The organism is Acidaminococcus massiliensis (genome assembly GCF_900095825.1).
Lineage (GTDB): Bacteria > Bacillota > Negativicutes > Acidaminococcales > Acidaminococcaceae > Acidaminococcus > Acidaminococcus massiliensis.
Map to the genome: position 1 here is coordinate 2,149,866 of NZ_LT608315.1, position 18,691 is coordinate 2,168,556.

Here is an 18,691-nt window from a genome sequence, read left to right on the forward strand (position 1 = left end):
ATCAAAATGGACCATAATTGATTTTTGTAGCGACCAGCAGTGCAATCACACATACCACAGTCAAGATCAGCAGCAATGGCGTCACGAACTTCCACCATTTCTTCAGCGGAATCCCAGCAATGGTCAGGAAGATCAGCAGGGTGCCGCTGGTGAACCAGGCGGAGTTGGTCAGCCCATCCCCGAATTGGAAGGCCAGGATCATGGTCTGCCGGGTCATCCCCACCAAATCTGCCAGAGGGATCAGGATGGGCATGAGGGCCATGGCTTTGGCGGAACCGGAAGTGATCAGTCCGTTGAACAGGGCGATGACGATCATGACGGCGATCGGAGTCAGGTATTTAGGCATAGCCATCAGAGGTTTGGAGATGCTGTTGATGATCGGGTCGATGATGGCAGAAGCGGTCAGTATCCATTGTATCCCTCTTGCCAGGCCGATGACAAGTGCCGGTGCCAGGCCGTCTTTTGCCCCGGCGATGATCACATTGACCAGTTTGCTGGCGGGGATCCGGTTGATCAGCCCGGCAGCGATGGCCGTGAAAAGGAAGCAGGCGGACAGGTCATTCATGGACCAGCCCATGGTGGAAACCCCCACGATGGAAGCTACGAAGGTGACCAGGAACACTACCAGAGAGATGCTCTGCCGCTTGTTCAGGGGGTCTTTCAAGGTTTCACTGTAATCGATGCGGAATTTGCTGTCGTCCAGATCCGCCGTCAAGGACGTGATCTTGCCGGATTTCACGCCTCTTGCATACCGCAGTACATAGACGGCCATGATGATATTGGCGATGATCAGCAGCACCAGACGGAAAAGGAAACCGGAGAACATAGGCAGCTGGGCGATTTCATCGGAAATGCCCACGGTGTACACACTGGTGGGAGAGAAGGAAAAGCTGATCATATCCACCATGGCGGAACAGGCCACACCGGTCATCAGGTCATAGCCCAAAGCCAGGCAGAGGGAAATGATGATGGGGATAAAGGGAACGATCTGTTCGTTCCACCCCAAAAAGCCGCCCAGGCAGCCAAAGACGAACATGATGGCGCAGAGGATTTTTTCAGAGCCCATGGTGTCTGATTTGGCCAGGACGCCGGCTACGGCCTTATCCAGGGTACCTGTCTGTTTGTAGACCTCGATGCACCCTGCTACCAGCATGACCAGGAACATCATGCTGGCACTGGAAACCAGCCCGTTGGGGATGGCCTGGAAGATAGCCTGGGGTCCCAGATAGATCTTGGGGACACTGTGGAAAGAATTGGGGACCACTACGGTCCGTCCGTTCATGCCCGTCCGTTCAAAGGCGCCAGGGGCGATCAGGAAGGACAGCAGCCAGCAGCCTATGATGACAGCGAAGACAATGACAAAGGCATTGATCGTGCCCACTTTCTTTTTTTCTTTTTTCTCCATTTTTTTCATCTCCTGTTACGTATTGGACAGGTTACTGCAGTGCAGCATCTACATCGACTTTACCGATCATGGTCTTCAAGATTTCGATATCCGTCTGTTTCATCCCTACCTTTCCCAGATACCCGATATTTTTGATGGTCTCTTCGATATTTTTGCCCACCAGTCCTTCGCCTTCCTTGAACACCTGGCCGTGCATGCTCATATAATGGCCCATGAGAGCTGCATGGACGGCAGCGGCGATTTTGGCGGCACAGCTGGGTTTGGCACCATCGCAGACCATCCCGCCCACATTGCACAGGGTGTTGGTGATGGTATCTGCCACATGCTGGTAATCCCGGGTGGCCATCCAGGTGATGGCTGCCCCTGCCCCGCAGGCGGCATTGACAGAACCGCAGAAAGCGGAAAGAGGCCCGATATAATGCTTGATGTAGACAGAGATCAGATCCCCGACGATCAGTGCCCGGAGTGTCTCATCGTGGGAGAGACCCCATTCTTTGGCATAGACCAAGATGGGCATGGTGACGGTGATCCCCTGGTTGCCGCTCCCGGCATTGATGACCACCGGTTTGGGGCATCCGCTCATCCGGGCATCGCTCCCAGCGGCAGCGGCTGCCTCGGCTCGGGCCATGACGCTATCCCCGATGGTCTCCCGGATGGTCCGGCCCACTTGCGTCCCCCAAGGATGATCCAGCCCTTCCTGGCTGATGGCCGCATTGTCTTTGATTTCTGTTTCCAGTACATCCCGCACTTTTTCCAGATCCACCGTGGAAGCATATTCCAGGATCCCTTCCAGGGACATGAGGTTCCGATCAGCCCCTTTATGCTTCCCTTCCTTGGCTTCCAGGCTCTGGTCATAGAGGACGTTGCCGTCCTGGACGATTTTGTACACATTGGTATGGTTCCCGGAAAGAATCACTTCTGAACTGTGTTTCTCTCCCCAGAGCTTTACATCGATGTACAGCCCCGGAACCCCTTCCACCAATTCCACATCACATACATTCCGAGCCACCAGTTCCCGGCAGGCTTCCCGCTGGGCGTCGGTGACACCGGCAATGACTTCCAGGACCTTCGACGGATCCCCGCCGCAGATGCCCAGTGCCGCAGCCGCTGGAATCCCTTTCTGGCCGTTGGAATTGGGGACGGTTACGCCTTTCACGTTCTTGATCATGTTCCCGGAGCAGTCCACCTCGTAACGGACCACCTCTTCCGGCAGGTAGCTTTTTGCCTTGGCAGCGGCATAGGCGATGGCAATGGGTTCTGTACAGCCCATTGCGGGGATCAGTTCCTCCTGTAGGATTTGCGAATAGTTATCCATGATTGCAGCAGACAGTGCCATCTTGCTTACCCCTTTTCTCCAAGAGATTTCGGATTATTGTCCTTGTTTATAATATATCACTAATATGATTAGTGTGCAAGAATTTTCTGAATACATAGTGTATTGCTAGCAATTAAAAAAGTAACGAGACGATAAAAGCCATCTCGTTACTAAGGTCTAACTTTTTTTGGGGTCACATCAGGCTTCACACACATGCAGCAGCCCCTTTTCACTTCAACAAGGTAAAATCTCCCAGATCCTGTTTCAGCATTTTTACCGCTTTGGCACTGTTCTTTTCCCGCAGGGCTCCCAAGATGGCTTTGTGATGCCGACAGTCGCAGGACATGTGGAGTTCCTGTTTGTCCACTCCCCACCGGAACTGGGCATAGGCACGGGTCAGCCGTCCCATACAGTTCTTTACCTGCTGATCGATGTAGTCGTTGCCGCAGGCATGGATCAGAGCCACATGGAATGCCAGATTGGCCATCCAGTGTTCCCGGGGCGTCACATCATCCCGCAGACATTCCTGGTTCAGCTTTTCCAGTTCGTCGATCTGATGATCGGTGATCCGATTTCCCCGGTTCAAGAGGGCCCCGCCTTCCAAACAATAGCGGAATTCCAGCATTTCCCGGATATCATCCATGGTCAGCCGGGTCACTTCGTAGCCATATCGGGGGATGTTCCGGAGCACATGGTTCTCACACAGGGCGATCAGGGCTTCCCGCACCGGAGATTTGCTGCACCGGTATTTCGCCACCAGGGTCCCCTCGTTCAGGATGTCCCCGGGCTTATGGACTCCTGCATAGATGTCTTCCATGATGGCATCATATACTATATCCTTAAGGTATTTTTTCTTCATCCTGCCACCCTCTTCCTTCCCTGCATCTCTTTTCATTATACTCTCTTTTTTTAGAAAGAGATAAAAAAGGACCCAGCCGGAAAAGCTCCGCTGCTTCCGGCTGGCCTTATGCTCAGTATTTTCCCCAGTGGATCCGTTCCGGCCGGGCTTCTTCCAGGGTCCGGGGCCGCAGTTCCCGGGCCGGATGGCCTAGGGCCAAGATGGCTTCTACTTCCACCCCTTCCGGAAGGTCCAGGAGCTGCTGGAGATATTGATGGGAGGTCAGCGGCTGACCGTCTTTGCCAAGGGTTTCCGAAACCATATGACGCACCTGGACCCAACAGCTGCCCAGCCCCAGTTCTTCTGCCTGGAGCATCATGGCGAAAAGAGCCAGAGAAGCGTCTTCCACCCAGGCATGGGAAGCCAGCTGCCCCATGACCACCACAGCCGCCCGAGCCTCTTCAAGCATCCCGGCGAAATGGGGTTTACAGCGGGCCAACGCATGGATGGTTTGCGGATCTTCCACTACCAGGAGTTCCGTACTGTGGAGATCCTTGCTGCTGGGAGTCATCAGTCCGGCTGCGGTGATTTTCTCCAGATCCGCCCGGCTCACCGGTTCCTCCGTATAATGGCGGACACTCCGCCGTTTTGCCAATAGGTCAAAGAATGCCATCCTGCGCCCTCCTATTTCCCTTTCTTGGCGTCTTCCAGCAGCCGCATCTTCATGGCATAGTATTTGGGGCTCATATCCAGAAAATGGGTATGGGGGTTGCTGAAGCGCTGTTCTTCCGGCCAGATCTCATGATCCAGCTGCTGCCGTACATAATGGCGGATTTCTTCCAGAGATGGAGAGGGATGGGTCCGTTTCCCTTTTTCCAGGACCAATTCCTGGAGTTCTCGGAAGGTGCAGTCCCGGAAAGTCATCTTCTTCCAGGGCCGCTGGGTATCCACAAAGGGGAATTCCTTCACTTCCCGAGGATCTTCATCCAAGAGGGTCAAGAGATCCGCAATGGCATGACCGGTCTTATCATACACCCTCCAAGCCCGTTTCCGGCCTGGATTGGTGATTTTTTCAAAGGTCTCGGAAATCTTGATTTTGGGGATGATGGCCTTGTCCTTGTGGACGGCAACCAGTTTGTACACCGCTCCGAACACTGGATCGCTCTTGGCGGTGATCAGCCGCTCTCCTACCCCGAAGGAATCCACACAGCCTCCCTGTTCCAGGATCGAGCTGATGGTGTATTCATCCAAGGAGTTGCTCATGACGATGATGGCATCGGTGAGCCCAGCTGCATCCAACATCTTCCGGGCCTTCTTGGACAGATAGGCCAGGTCCCCGGAATCGATCCGGATGCCCTTCAGCCGCTTGCCCATGGGTTCCAGGACTTCCTTAGCCACCCGGATGGCATTGGGGACCCCGGAATCCAGCACATCATAGGTATCTACCAAGAGGATGGCGTTGTCCGGATAGATTTCTGCAAACCGTTTGAAAGCAGTGTATTCGTCATCGTAATACATGACCCAACTGTGGGCCATGGTCCCGCTGACCGGAATGTTGAACATCTGCCCGGCCAAGACTGTCGCCGTACTGTTGGCCCCGCCGATGTAGGCAGCCCGAGCCCCGTAAACGGCAGCATCCATGTTGTGGGCCCGGCGGGCTCCGAAATCAGAGACACCCCGCCCCTGGGCTGCCTTGACGATCCGCTGGGCCTTGGTGGCGATCAGGGACTGGTGGTTGATCTCACAGAGGATGGCGGTTTCTACCAGCTGGGCATCGATGAGAGGAGCATAGACTGTCAGCAGGGGTTCATCGGGATAGATGATGCTCCCTTCCGGCATGGCATAGACGCTGCCCCGGAACTGGTAGGTTTCCAGCCACTGGAGGAAGGGTTCGCTGAACACATGGAGGCTCCGGAGATAAGAGATGTCTTCTGTGGAAAAATGCAGGTTCTCCAGATAATCCAGGACCTGCTCCAGCCCGGCGAAAATAGCGAAACCGCCGGCATCCGGATTGTTCCGATAAAACACATCAAAAGATACGTAATCGTCCCGGTCCCGTTCTTTATCTTCAAAATATCCATTGGCCATGGTCATTTCGTACAAGTCGAACATCATGGACAGGTTCCTTGCGTCAAATTGTTTCATGATCCTCCGCCTTTCCAGGTACTGTATTTGTAACCCATTGTACCACAGTTTGTCCGTTTTCGGAAAAGTAAATTAAGAAGGGGCTGTTGCACGTGTATAGTTTTTACACGTGCAACAGCCCCCTATCCCTTTACTCTCTCAGCGCTCCTTCGAAGCGATCCTGTACTTTCTTCACCACCTGGTTGATGATGTCGTTGATTTCCTTGTCTTTGAGAGTCCGTTCCAGATCCTGGAAGGTGAGGCTGAAGGCCACGCTCTTGCAGCCGCTCTTCACCTGTCTGCCGCTGTACACGTCAAACAGACGTACATCCTTCAGAAGAGGACCGGCCTGTGTGCGGATCTCCGCCATCAGATCCACGGCACTCACGGCCTTAGGCACCACCACGGCGATATCCCGGCTGGTGCTGGGGAACTGGGGAATATGGGTGAACTGGGGGATCCGTTCCGCGTCTTCCACGAAGCTGCTCAGGTCCATCTCCAGCACATAGGTTTCCGCACTGAGGCCGAACCGTTCCTGGACTTCCGGATGGAGAGCCCCCATGAAGCCCACAGCCTTCCCGTTGTGGAGCACGGTGCAGCTCTTGCCGGGATGGAGGAACTTTTCTTCCGGTTTGGCGTAAGTGACGCCGGAGGATTGGAGCACTTCCAGCACCCCTTCCAGAACCCCCTTCAAATCGAAGAAGTCCACTGCATCCTTGCTTTCGGTCCAGTTCAGTTCGTTCCGTTTCCCGGCCAATACCAGGCAGAGACGGGTCTTTTCCGCCGGCTGTTCCGTGAGAGGCAGGGCTTTTGGCAGGAACACCCGGCCCACTTCGAACAGGGCCACCCGGTCGTTCTGCCGGGCCAAGTTATAGGAAGCGGTATTCAGCAGGCTGGGCACCAAAGTCGTCCGCATGGTCCGGAAATCGTCGCTGATGGGATTGATGATCTGGATGGCTTTCCGGCGGCTGTCTTCTGCCGGAAGGCCCAGCTTATCGAAATCTCCGGCGTTGATGAAAGTGTAGGTCATCACTTCGTCCATTCCTGCATCGGCCAGGTAATTCCGGATCTTATCCTTCACATCTTCGATGGGAGCCTGCCCGCCCCGGGCCATATCCAGCTGAGGCAGGGTGGACGGGATCTTGTCGTAACCGTACATCCGGGCCACTTCTTCCGAAAGGTCCGCATCGCAGGTACAGTCATTCCGCCAGGTAGGGACCGTCACCAGCCAGCTGCCGTCGGCTTGGGGTTCCACTTCGAACCGGAGTCCTTCCAGGATGGTCCGCATCTGGTCATCCGTGATTTCTTCCGTGCCGATCCGGCGGCGGAGAGCTTCCGGCACGGCTTTGATCCGGACCGGTTCCTGGGGCACCGGGTAGTCTTCCACCACACCGGCTACAGCTTTGCAGGCCCCCATCTCTTCCAGCAGATGGACGGCCCGGTCCAGGGCATCGTGGTCCCGGATGGTATCCACGCCCCGTTCGAACCGCTGGGAAGCCTCACTGCGCAGGCCCAGATCTTTGGAGGTATGCCGGATGCTGGGTCCGTAGAAGGTGGCAGATTCCAGCATCACGTTCACGGTCTTGCCGGTGACTTCCGTCGCCAATCCCCCCATGACCCCGGCCAGGCCGATGGCCTTTTCCGGGTCTGCAATGACGATCATATTGGAGGTCAGGTCCCGTTTCTGGCCGTCCAAGGTCACCAGTGTCTCCCCTTCTTCCGCCCGACGGACGATCCAGGTGTGATCCTTTACCGTGTCATAGTCGTAGGCGTGCATGGGTTGGCCCAGTTCCATCATCACATAGTTGGTCACATCCACCACATTGTTGATGGGACGGATGTTCACGGCCCGGAGGAGTTTCTGCATCCACTCAGGGGATTCCGTTACCTGGATGTCCTTCACCAGACGCATAGCGAACCGGCTGCACAGATCCGGGCAGCCGATTTCCACCTTGGCACAGTCTGCCGCACTGCCAGCAGCTGCATCCCGGGTGGCCAACTTGGGAAGGCGCAGGTTCTCACCCAGCACCGCCGCCGTTTCCCGGGCCAGGCCCAGCATGTTGAAGCAGTCACTGCGGTTGGCGGTCAGATCGATATCCAGCACCACATCGTCCAGGCCCAGGAGCTTCTTCACATCCACCCCGATGGGAGTATTGGCCGGCAGGATGAAGATCCCGTCCCTCTGTTCCGGCAACAGCAGTTTGGCATCGATGCCCAGTTCTCCAGCGCTGCACAGCATGCCGTTGGAATCCAGTCCCCGCATCTTGGCGGCTTTCAGAGTCATGCCGTTGGGAAGATGGGACCCCACCACGGCCACCGGCACCATATCTCCCTGGTGTACGTTCTGGGCTCCAGTGAGGATCTGGACCAATTCCTGCTGTCCCAGGTCCATCTGGCACACCCACAGATGGTCGGAATCGGGATGCCGTTCAATCTGGGCCACCTTCCCGGTGATGACTCCTTCCAGGCCTTCCCCCAGATGGATCACCTGTTCCACTTCCAAACCCACCCGGGTCAGTTTATCCGCCAGCACTTCCGGCGTAACGGGAATATCCACATATTGTTTTAACCAGTTGATCGAAGCTAACATATCTCTTTGCCCCCTTAGAATTGACGGATGAACCGCAGATCATTTTCAAAGAACAGACGGAGATCGTCGATGCCATAGCGCAGCATAGCGATCCGTTCCACGCCCATCCCGAAGGCAAAGCCCTTCATCTTATCCGGATCATAGCCGCTCATCCGCAGCACGTTGGGATGCACCATCCCAGCTCCCAGGATTTCCAGCCAGCCGGAATTCTTACACACCCGGCAGCCCTTGCCTCCGCACATGACACAGCTGATGTCCACTTCACAGGAAGGTTCCGTAAAGGGGAAGAAACTGGGCCGCAGCCGGATTTTTACGCTGTCCCCGAACATTTCCTTGCAGAACAGTTCCAGGGTCCCTTTCAAGTCCGCCAGGGAAATATCCTTATCCACCACCAGTCCTTCCACCTGATGGAACATGGGAGAATGGGTGGCATCGTAGTCATTCCGGTACACGGTGCCCGGGCAGATCATCCGGATGGGGGTATTGGGTTCCCGGCTCTGCATAGTGCGGGCCTGTACCCCGGAAGTCTGGGTCCGGAGCAGCAGATCATCGGTGATGTAGAAGGTGTCCTGCATATCCCGGGCCGGATGGTCCTTGGGCAGGTTCAGGGCCTCAAAGTTGAAGTAGTCCGTTTCGATTTCTGGGCCTTCTTCCACTTCGAACCCCATCCGCATGAAGACTTTCTTGATGTCCCGCAGGGTCTGGGTCACCGGATGGAGATGGCCCAGGGCCGGTTTCCGCCCCGGCAGGGTGAAATCCAAGGTCTCGCTGGCCAGTTTTTCTTCCAGTTGATGGGCTTCCAGCAGCTTCATCTGGTCATTGATCCGCTGTTCCATCTTAGCCCGGACTTCGTTGACCATCTTGCCGATCTTCGGCCGTTCTTCTGCCGCCACGTCCCCCAGGCTCCGGAGGATGGAGGTCAGGGCCCCCTTCTTCCCCAGGTACTGGACCCGGATGTTCTTCAGATCTTCCACACTTTTGACTTCGCTGAGATCCTTCTGGATCTTCTCCCGCAGTTCCTGCAGTTTGTCACTCATGTTCACGCCTCCTAAAAAATAGAACCTCCGCCCCACAAGGGGCGAAGGTTCGCGGTACCACCCTATTTTTCACTCATTCAGCCGATAACGCAGCCAGCGCCGGGCCTACTCCGTTCAGTCCGGTTGCTCCCAGGTGAACTTCCTCATCTCTTTCCGTGCGGGGCTCCCACCTGCTCCCCACTCTCTGTGACCTCCGGAAATGCGTACTCTCCTGTTCATGGCAAGGTATGGAATTGAATGAAAATATTATAGCACAGTTGGAAAAAGGGGGCAAGAGGGCAGCTGCCGGCGGACTACAGTGCCTTATAAAGCTGCAGCCTGTTCCAGCTGTTCACTTAAGCGTCCCTGCTCCTTCAGTCTTTGAATATGGGCCCGGGTCAATTTTTTGCAGCTCTTTCCTGGCAGGGTCAGGCCGAACTGAAGCAGCTTCTCCTCGTCGATATCCACCTGGCTTTCGTCAATCACCTGGAGGATTGTCTGATAGGCCTCCATTTCCAAATTGAGAAAAATCTGGCCGTCCAGACAGTTCTCCTTCCCTCCGGTGACTTTTTCCACAAAGAAATCTGCCATTTCCTGGATATCTGATGGCTTATCCAACAGATGCAGCAGGTGGAAATTTGCCTCCCAGTCTCTGCGGAAAGCAATCTTGGCTCCCTGGGCAGCGTCCAATCCTTCCATGGCAGCCAGGAAAACCAAATTCCCCTGTTCCTGCTGCTTTTGGAGATACTCCAGGCAAACAGGAGTTTGGAGAATTTGCTCCGCCTGCTGCACAATTTTCTTTCTGTGGGTCCGTTCTGCATACTGCTGGACGTAGAAAGCCATCTGATACAAGGTGCCGTCGGGTTCCGCTTTGCCGATTTTCTCCAGGAAGCTGCGGAGCAGTTCCTTTTTCCCATGATAGGCTTCGATATCCGGAGCAGGACCACCTTTGATCATGGAACAAAGGATCTTTCCGGCATCCAGAAGATCTGCGCTGTCCGGCTGGCAGTTCCTGACCACCTCTGTCAGATCGATTTTCTGAGCGGCTTCCAGCGAGGAATATTCCGGCAGGATGATGTTGTCGATGCCTTCATGGAGGAGCCAGGCTTTGACTTCTTCATTGCATGGCTGCAGCTGATGGACCGCAAAGATCCGTCCCCAGCCATGGACTTTCTGCGCCAACTGAAAGATTTCAGCATCCCGGTTTTCCCAATTTTCCATATTCCGCAGCACATGGAAAGTGAATTCATCTGCCTGGCCCAGTTCACGGAGCATCTCTTTGTCCTTTTCTTCCCAGGGATGCCGGCTCTGTGCTGTCAAAAACAGAGCTGCTTTGACACATTCGATTTCTCCGGAACGTTCCATGAGATTCCAGGCAAAATCCAACAGCTTGTACACATCCAAAGATTCTTGGTGCCTGTAGAGCCAGGAACCGAGTGCATCCATATAAGGGAGCAGGATCTCATCCGAATCGGCAAAGAATGCTTTCAGGCAGTTTTCCGCAGCCACGCCATCTCCTTGGCTGGCCAGCCGGAAGGCTTTCTTCAGAGGCCGTGGCACCGGCCTGGGAACATAAGCATGATGATACCCGACCCCATCCGGGAACCCATCGATGAAAGAAGATTTCTGGGATTCCTTGGGAGGGCGCAAGGTAAAATCAGGAGACAGGCTTCCCTTTTCCTCCAGTTCGTGATGGATTTTCTGATACAGGGACTGTTCCCCGGAAGAGGCAATGCCCATGGCCCGCCGTCCCAAAGGGCCCCGGTAAAAAGAGAGGAGCGGTCCATCTGCTTTGGCCTCAGTCCTTTTCAGGATAAATGCCTCCTTCCAAATCCCTGTATACCGCCCAGCAAGCTGATTATGGACCGCCTTCAGCAGTTCCCCTTCGGTAAAAGCCATTTTGTTCTCTGCCTGGATCCGGGCCTTTATGATAAAACGGGAATAGGCGCTTCCCGGGATTTCTTCTTTCTTGATCAGCTTTTCATTCTCTCGCAGATATGGCTCCTCTTTTTCACAAAACAGCAAGTCCAGATAGCATACAGGGTACGCTACAGCCGTGAAATCCGGATGCCAATTTCCTGCATTCCCGGGGCTAAAGGCGTTGACAGCTTCTACAAAAGTATGGGTATCTTGGTAGGGCTGGGAAGGAAAATTCCAGTGCAGCTGCCCTTTGCCCATAAGAGGGCCTGAACCAAAGACATTGACGAACAGCCATCCACTAAAATTAGGAACCCTATGGGCTGTAAAATACTCCTCAAAGATTTTTTCCAACTGAGACTGGGGAGCCGGATAATTCCGCATGATCATATTTTCTCCATCTTTCAGCCTGAATCCGAATTCGATTCCATAAAGCATACCATCAGCAGGATCAAATTCATAAGATGCCTGCAAAAAAGCAGTTTCTCCAATCATACGGGAAGGCTGCAGAACCAGGAATTTGATTTCCTGCCTTTCCAGCCGTTCCAGCTGTTCCCTCAGCCGTTTTTCCGTTACCTTGCCATAGGTTTCCAGATCCGTTATCAGTTCCCAGCCAAGTGCCTTCTTTTTCACTGCCATGGTATCTCCTCCCCTTTTTCTACAGTATACCATATCATCTGTGGCATTTTCTGGACTGGGAAATACAACAGGAATGTTGAGTGGTTTGATTCTCCCTAAAGACGCAAAAAAGAAGGACCGTGATGATCCACAGTCCTTCTTTTTTGTTTCTGGATTATTTCGGATAGTTGCTGCTGGAATTTTCCTTCAGCAGTACGTCGTGGGCCCCGCCTTCTACCAGGCTGGTAGCGGATACCAAGGTCAGTTTGGCCTTTTTCTGCAGTTCGGGGATGGTGAGGGCCCCGCAGTTGCACATGGTGGACCGCATCTTAGAGATGGTCAGGTTCACATTGTCCTTCAGGCCGCCGGCGTAGGGTACGTAGGAATCCACCCCTTCTTCGAAGGAGAGTTTCTTGTCGCCGCCCAGGTCATACCGCTGCCAGTTCCGGGCACGGGCAGAACCTTCGCCCCAATATTCCTTCATGTAGGTGCCGTTGATGTTCACCTTGTTGGTGGGGGATTCATCGAACCGGGCAAAATACCGGCCCAGCATCAGGAAATCAGCCCCCATGGCCAGCGCCAGGGTCATATGGTAATCATACACGATGCCGCCATCGGAGCAGATGGGCACGTAGATGCCGGTTTCCTTGTAGTATTCGTCCCGGGCCTTGGCCACTTCGATTACAGCCGTAGCCTGGCCCCGGCCGATACCCTTCTGTTCCCGGGTGATGCAGATGGAGCCGCCGCCGATCCCGATCTTCACGAAGTCGGCACCACATTCTGCCAGGAAACGGAAGCCTTCGGCGTCAACCACGTTGCCGGCCCCTACCTTGACGGAATCACCGTATTTGTCCCGGATCCATTTCAGGGTCCGTTTCTGCCATTCGCTGTAGCCTTCGGAAGAGTCGATGCACAGTACATCTGCACCGGCATCCACCAGGGCCGGTACCCGCTGTTCGTAGTCACGGGTATTGATGCCGGCGCCTACTACATGGCGCTTCTGGTTATCCAGCAGTTCCAGGGGATACTGTTTGTGAGTGGAATAATCCTTCCGGAACACCATGTACATCAAATTGCCTTCCTTGTCGATGATGGGCAGGGTGTTCAGTTTGTGTTCCCAAATGATATCGTTGGCTTGTTTCAGGGTGATGTCGCTGCTGCCGACCACCATTTCAGAAACCGGAGTCATGAAATTCCGTACCTGGTCTTCCATGTCCATCCGGCTGATCCGATAGTCACGACTGGTGACGATCCCTTCCAAATGGCCGTTCTTGGTGCCGTCGCTGGTCACGGCCATGGTACTGTGGCCGGTCTTTTCCTTCAGGGCCAGCACATCAGCCAGGGTGCTGTCAGGGCGCAGGTTGGAATCGCTGACCACGAAACCGGCCTTGAAGCTCTTGACACGAGCTACCATGGCAGCTTCGCTTTCAATGGTCTGGGACCCGTAGATGAAGGAGATGCCCCCTTCCCGGGACAGGGCAATGGCCATATTGTCATCAGATACAGACTGCATGATGGCAGAAACCAGGGGAATATTCAAGCTCATCGCCGGTTCTTCACCTTTTTTGAATTTCACCAGCGGAGTCTTCAGACTCACGTTTGCCGGAATGCATTCACTGGATGAATATCCAGGAACTAAAAGATACTCACTGAAAGTATGGGCAGGTTCATCATAGATAAAAGCCATTGTATATCCCCCTTTAAAATATTTTTTCCATTTTAGCACCAGTCTGTCACAAATGCAACAGGTTTTTCTGGTTTTTTCCAAAAAACAACAGATCCACTGCAGAAACAGACCGCAGCGGCTGGTATCGGGCTGCGGTCTGGTGTCTGTACACTATTTCGTTTTCAGCCGGCGCAGGGCTCTCCAAGCAATATCCTGCCGGAAATGGGCTCCTTCAAAATGGATTTTATCCACCGCGTCATAGGCTTTCTGCTGGGCAGAGGGAATATCGTCCGCCACAGCGGTGACTCCCAGCACACGGCCGCCGTTGGTGAGGATCTTCCCATCCTCTTCCCGGGTACCGGCATGGAACACCACCACGTCTTCCATGGCGCCGGCTGCTTTCAAGCCGGTGATGGGAAGACCTTTCTTGTAAGATCCCGGATAGCCGCCGCTGGCCATGACCACGCAGACGGCCGCCTTATCGCTCCATTCCACCATTTCAGGCCGCAGGGTGCCCTTGGCGCAGGCCGTCATGATCTCGGCCAGGTCGCTTTGCAAGAGGGGCAGTACCACCTGGGTTTCCGGATCCCCGAACCGGGCGTTGAATTCCACCACTTTCACACTGTCCCCTTTGATCATGAGGCCGGCATACAGGCAGCCGGAATAAGGCCGTCCTTCCTTGGCCAGGGCATCCACGATGGGGCGCAGCACTTCTTTCACGGTCTTTTCTTTCAGGGCAGCGGTCATTACAGGCGCTGGGCAGTAAGCGCCCATTCCCCCCGTATTGGGGCCCTGGTCCCCATCGTTCACCCGCTTGTGGTCTTGGGCGGCCAGCATGGGGACGATGGTCTTTCCATCGGTGAAGGCCAGGAGGGAAGCTTCCTCCCCTTCCATGAACTCCTCGATGACCACCCGGTTGCCGGCGCTGCCGAACTTGTGATGCCCCATCATATCGTCCAGGGCATCCAGTGCTTCATCCTTGGTCATGGCCACCACGACCCCTTTGCCGGCAGCCAGTCCGTCTGCCTTGATCACGATGGGAGCGCCCTTTTCCTCTACAAAGGCACGGGCGTCAGCCAAATTGTCGCACACTTTGAAGAAGGCCGTGGGTACTCCGTATTTCTCCATCAGCTCCTTGGAGAAGATCTTGGAGCCTTCGATTTCCGCCGCTTTGGCACTGGGTCCGAAAATGGTCAGTCCCCGGGCTTTGAACACGTCCACGATGCCGGCCACCAGCGGAGCTTCCGGCCCCACCACCGTCAGGTCGATGGCATGCTTTTCCGCCCAGTCCGCCAGGCCGTCCAGGTCCGCGATATCAAGGTCCACACATTCCGCCAGGCCCTTCATCCCCGGGTTCCCCGGTGCTGCATAGATTTTCGTCACACTCTTGCTTTGGGCCAGCTTCCAGACCAGGGTATGCTCCCGGCCGCCGCCCCCGATTACCAGTACCTGCATGCTATGGCCTCCCTTATTCTGCGCTTTCCAGCTGTTTCTTCAGATAGGCTGCGATGGCCGTGTCGTATTCCGCCGTATGGGCAAAGGCTTCCTGGGCCAGCAGTTTCCGGGTATGGAGATCGATGTCCCCTTTTTCTTTCAGCATGTGGATCAAGTCTTCATACCGGTCCGGATTGGTGATGATCACCACATCATGGAAGTTCTTGGCGGAAGCCCGGACCATGGCCGGACCGCCGATGTCGATGTTCTCGATGGCTTCGGCTTCCGTCACATCCGGTTTGGCAATGGTTTCCTGGAACGGGTACAAGTTCACCACCACCAAGTCGATGGGCTGGATCCCGTTTTTCTTCATGTCTTCCATGTGTTTGGGGTTGCTACGCACCGCCAGGATGCCCCCGTGGATCTTGGGATTCAGGGTCTTCACCCGGCCGTCCATCATTTCCGGAGTCCCGGTCACGTCACTCACATAAGTCACCGGCACGCCGGCTTCCTTCAGTACTTTCATGGTGCCGCCGGTGGAAATAATCTCTACTCCATTGTTGCTGAGGAAATAGCCCAGCTTCACAATGCCCGATTTATTGGAAACACTCAGTAATGCTCTGCGAATTTTTAACATGGATCATTCTCCTTATTTCCGGATTTTCACTTTCCGGCCGTTTACGGTCAGCCGGTCTTCCGCCCACAGCTTCACCACTTCCGGCAGGATGGTATGTTCCTGGACCAGGATCCGGGCGGCCAGGGTATCATGGGTATCTTCATCCAGCACTGGCACAGCAGCCTGCATGATGATGGGGCCGGTATCCATCCCCGCATCCACAAAGTGGACGGTGCAGCCGGCAATCTTCACCCCGTAGTTCAAGGCCTGTCCCTGGGCGTCCAGCCCAGTAAAGGCAGGCAGCAAGGCCGGATGGATGTTGATGATCTTATGGTACCAGGAATTCACGAAATCTCCGCTGAGGATCCGCATGAACCCAGCCAGCACCACCAGTTCCACCTCCGCTTCCCGGAGTGTCTTGTCGATGGCTGCTTCAAAGGAAGCTTTGTCCACAAAGTCCTGGCGGGCAATGGCGTAATGGGGGATTCCCATCTTCTCCGCCCGCTGGAGGGCATAGGCTTCCGGACTGTCGCTGATCACCACGGCGATCTCGATGGGGAGATTTTCCTTCTGGATCTTGTCGGCCACGGCCTGGAAATTGCTTCCCCGGCCGCTGACCAGTACTCCGATTTTCCGTTTAGTCACCGAAGACCCCGCCTTTCATGACGGTCTTCTTCGTCCCAGGCACCACATGGCCTAGTTCGTAGAAAGTTTCCCCGTTTTCTTTCAGATGGGCCCGGACAGCATCGGCTTCGGCGGGATCCACCACCAGCACCATGCCCACACCCATGTTGAAGGTCCGGTACATCTCTTTCACCGGCACATTGCCCCATTCCTGGAGTTTCTGGAATACGGCAGGCACTTCCCAGGCATCTGCATGGACTTCTGCATCACAGTCTTTCGGCAGGATCCGGGGAATGTTGTCGTAGAAACCACCCCCGGTGATGTGGACCATCCCGTGGAGGTCGAATTTTTTAATCATGGGCAGGATGGTCTTGGGATACAGCCGGGTGGGGGTCAGCAGTTCTTCTCCCAGGGTCTTGCCGAATTCCGGGATATACGTGTCCACCGTGAAGCCCTGGGCTTCAAAGCAGATCTTCCGGACCAGGGAGAACCCGTTGGAATGGACCCCAGTGGAAGGCAGACCCAGGAGCACGTCCCCCGCTTTCACCTTATCTCCGGTGATCATTTTGCTCCGTTCCACCACACCGACGCTGAAACCGGCGATATCGTATTCATCCTTGGCATAGAAGCCGGCCATTTCAGCGGTTTCCCCGCCGATCAGGGCACAGCCGCTTTCTTTGCAGGCATTGGCCACCCCTTTGACGATGTCGGCGATCTTTTGGGAATCCACTTTGGCAGTAGCGATATAATCCAGGAAGAACAAAGGTTCTGCCCCCTGGACCAGGATATCATTGACACACATGGCCACGGCGTCCTGGCCGATGGTATCGTGCCGGTCCATCAGGAAGGCGATTTTCAGCTTGGTGCCCACACCATCGGTGCCGGATACCAGCACCGGATCCTGGTATTTATTCCCCAGGGCAAAGAGACCGCCGAAGCCCCCCAGATCCCCAATGACTTCCGGACGGTAGGTGGCCCGGACGCTGTCCTTCATCAGTTCCACGGCTTTATTTCCTGCGTCGATGTCCACCCCTGCATCTGCGTATGTAATGACCTTTTTCTCGCTCACGCTGTTTCCTCCTTAGCAACCCAGTTCAAACTGTAATTTGGATCCTTTTTTCATCTCTTTATCTGCTTCATCCGGATAATGGGAATTGAAGCAGGCATAGCACATATCATCCGGGTTCAGCACGGACAGGCTGGCCCGCAGGCCTTCCATGGTAATGTAATGGAGACTGTCCGCCTTGATGTACTGGCGGATCTCTTCTTCCGTCTTGCTGGCGGCAATCAGTTCTTTCCGTTCAGAAGTATCAATGCCATAATAGCAGGAATCCATCACCGGAGGAGAGCTGATGCAGACATGGACGGCCGTAGCCCCGGCATCCCGAAGGAGCTGGACGATCTTGCCGCTGGTGGTACCCCGGACAATGGAGTCATCCACCATTACCACGGATTTCCCTTCCACCAGGCTCCGGTTGGCGTTCAGTTTCAGCCGCACCGCATTGAGGCGCTGCTTCTGGGTAGGCTGGATGAAAGTCCGGCCGATGTATTTGTTCTTGGTAAGGCCTTCCACAAAGGGGATTCCTGCTTCCAAGCCATAGCCGATGGCAGCGGGCGTACCGGAATCCGGGACGGATATCACCACATCCGCCTTGATTCCCTTGGTTTCCCTAGCCAGGATCCGTCCCATGTTCAACCGGGCCTGGTACACACTTTCCCCGTCGATGATGCTGTCCGGACGGGCAAAATACACGTATTCGAAAATACAGTGGGCACAGTGAGCCGGCACATGAGTGCTGTACATGATGCTCTTGGGTTCTGTTTCCTCGTTGTCGATGACGATCATTTCCCCGGGCTTCACGTCACGCACATAGTGGGCCCCCACCAGGTCCAGGGCGCAGGTTTCACTGGTCACCACCCAGCCATGATCCAGCCGGCCCAGGCAGAGAGGCCGGAACCCGTAGGGATCCCGGAAGGCGATCAGCTGGTCATCATTCATGATCAGGATGGCAAAGGCACCCCGGATGGTATCAGCGGCTTCCGCCACCCGTTCCGGCAGTGTCTTTTTCCGGCTCCGGGCAATCAAGCTCAGCACCACTTCACTGTCGATTGTGGTCTGGAACACCACTCCGTCATTGGCCAGGTCCCTCCGGAGCTGGGCCGCGTTGGTCAGGTTTCCGTTGTGGCTCATAGCCAAGTTGCCCCCGTCGTAGAACACCTTCAGAGGCTGGACATTGTAGGGCATGCTGGCCCCTGTGGTGGAATAGCGCACATGGCCCGTAGCAATATATCCGTCCAGGCCCTTCAAGCCGTCCTTGAACACGTCGTTCACCAGACCCATGCCCTTCTTGATGTGCATGTTCCGGCCGTCGGTCACTGCAATGCCGGCGCTTTCCTGGCCTCTGTGCTGCAGAGCGAACAGCCCCCAGTAGGTATTCAGTGCTACATCGTCTTTCTTGGAATAAATGCCGAAGACACCGCATTCTTCATGGAGCTTGTCTTCTGCGAAATACTTTTCCCCCATAATT

The 18,691-nt window shown here is 55.1% G+C and carries 14 protein-coding genes and 1 other annotated feature; all 14 genes read right to left on the minus strand.

Annotated features, from left to right (window positions below; translation table 11 throughout):
* Nucleotide 1 precedes the first annotated feature (1 nt).
* Nucleotides 2-1,405: a YfcC family protein gene (locus tag BQ2657_RS10355; protein ID WP_075580538.1), complete on the minus strand. Its 1,404-nt coding sequence runs from the start codon at nucleotides 1,403-1,405 to the stop codon at nucleotides 2-4.
* Between the two features lie 31 nt (nucleotides 1,406-1,436).
* Nucleotides 1,437-2,720, minus strand: a complete 1,284-nt coding sequence (locus BQ2657_RS10360; protein ID WP_143224877.1) for an L-cysteine desulfidase family protein — start codon at nucleotides 2,718-2,720, stop codon at nucleotides 1,437-1,439.
* Nucleotides 2,721-2,949: 229 nt separating this feature from the next.
* Nucleotides 2,950-3,615: a GntR family transcriptional regulator gene (locus BQ2657_RS10365; protein WP_232709073.1), complete on the minus strand. Its 666-nt coding sequence runs from the start codon at nucleotides 3,613-3,615 to the stop codon at nucleotides 2,950-2,952.
* Nucleotides 3,616-3,691: 76 nt separating this feature from the next.
* Nucleotides 3,692-4,231, minus strand: coding sequence for a nitroreductase family protein (locus tag BQ2657_RS10370; RefSeq protein WP_075580540.1), 540 nt, complete (start codon nucleotides 4,229-4,231; stop codon nucleotides 3,692-3,694).
* A gap of 11 nt (nucleotides 4,232-4,242) precedes the next feature.
* A complete protein-coding gene (locus BQ2657_RS10375) occupies nucleotides 4,243-5,703 on the minus strand; it encodes a nicotinate phosphoribosyltransferase (RefSeq protein ID WP_075580541.1) in 1,461 nt (486 codons plus the stop codon).
* Between the two features lie 130 nt (nucleotides 5,704-5,833).
* Complete coding sequence (gene pheT / locus BQ2657_RS10380; RefSeq protein WP_075580542.1) at nucleotides 5,834-8,272, minus strand: phenylalanine--tRNA ligase subunit beta; 2,439 nt, start codon at nucleotides 8,270-8,272, stop codon at nucleotides 5,834-5,836.
* A gap of 14 nt (nucleotides 8,273-8,286) precedes the next feature.
* A complete protein-coding gene (gene pheS, locus BQ2657_RS10385; protein ID WP_075580543.1) occupies nucleotides 8,287-9,309 on the minus strand; it encodes a phenylalanine--tRNA ligase subunit alpha in 1,023 nt (340 codons plus the stop codon).
* Between the two features lie 34 nt (nucleotides 9,310-9,343).
* Nucleotides 9,344-9,537: a binding site (T-box leader), on the minus strand.
* 75 nt (nucleotides 9,538-9,612) lie between these two features.
* The gene (locus BQ2657_RS10390; RefSeq protein WP_075580544.1) at nucleotides 9,613-11,844 is read right to left on the minus strand and encodes a hypothetical protein; all 2,232 of its coding nucleotides are present in this window, start codon (nucleotides 11,842-11,844) and stop codon (nucleotides 9,613-9,615) included.
* A 154-nt stretch (nucleotides 11,845-11,998) separates the two neighbouring features.
* Nucleotides 11,999-13,510 carry an IMP dehydrogenase gene (locus BQ2657_RS10395; protein WP_075580545.1) on the minus strand — a complete coding sequence of 504 codons (1,512 nt, stop codon included), beginning with the start codon at nucleotides 13,508-13,510 and terminating at the stop codon, nucleotides 11,999-12,001.
* Nucleotides 13,511-13,660: 150 nt separating this feature from the next.
* Entirely contained in the window at nucleotides 13,661-14,944 is a 1,284-nt protein-coding gene (gene purD / locus BQ2657_RS10400; protein WP_075580546.1) for a phosphoribosylamine--glycine ligase, read from the minus strand.
* A gap of 13 nt (nucleotides 14,945-14,957) precedes the next feature.
* Nucleotides 14,958-15,560 carry an IMP cyclohydrolase gene (locus BQ2657_RS10405; protein WP_075580547.1) on the minus strand — a complete coding sequence of 201 codons (603 nt, stop codon included), beginning with the start codon at nucleotides 15,558-15,560 and terminating at the stop codon, nucleotides 14,958-14,960.
* A 12-nt stretch (nucleotides 15,561-15,572) separates the two neighbouring features.
* On the minus strand, nucleotides 15,573-16,184 hold the full coding sequence (purN, locus tag BQ2657_RS10410) for a phosphoribosylglycinamide formyltransferase (RefSeq protein ID WP_075580548.1): 612 nt from the start codon (nucleotides 16,182-16,184) through the stop codon (nucleotides 15,573-15,575).
* Nucleotides 16,177-17,232: a phosphoribosylformylglycinamidine cyclo-ligase gene (gene purM / locus BQ2657_RS10415; RefSeq protein WP_075580549.1), complete on the minus strand. Its 1,056-nt coding sequence runs from the start codon at nucleotides 17,230-17,232 to the stop codon at nucleotides 16,177-16,179. The genes purN and purM overlap by 8 nt, the downstream gene beginning before the upstream one ends.
* A 12-nt stretch (nucleotides 17,233-17,244) precedes the next feature.
* A complete protein-coding gene (gene purF / locus BQ2657_RS10420; RefSeq protein ID WP_075580550.1) occupies nucleotides 17,245-18,687 on the minus strand; it encodes an amidophosphoribosyltransferase in 1,443 nt (480 codons plus the stop codon).
* Nucleotides 18,688-18,691: the final 4 nt, after the last annotated feature.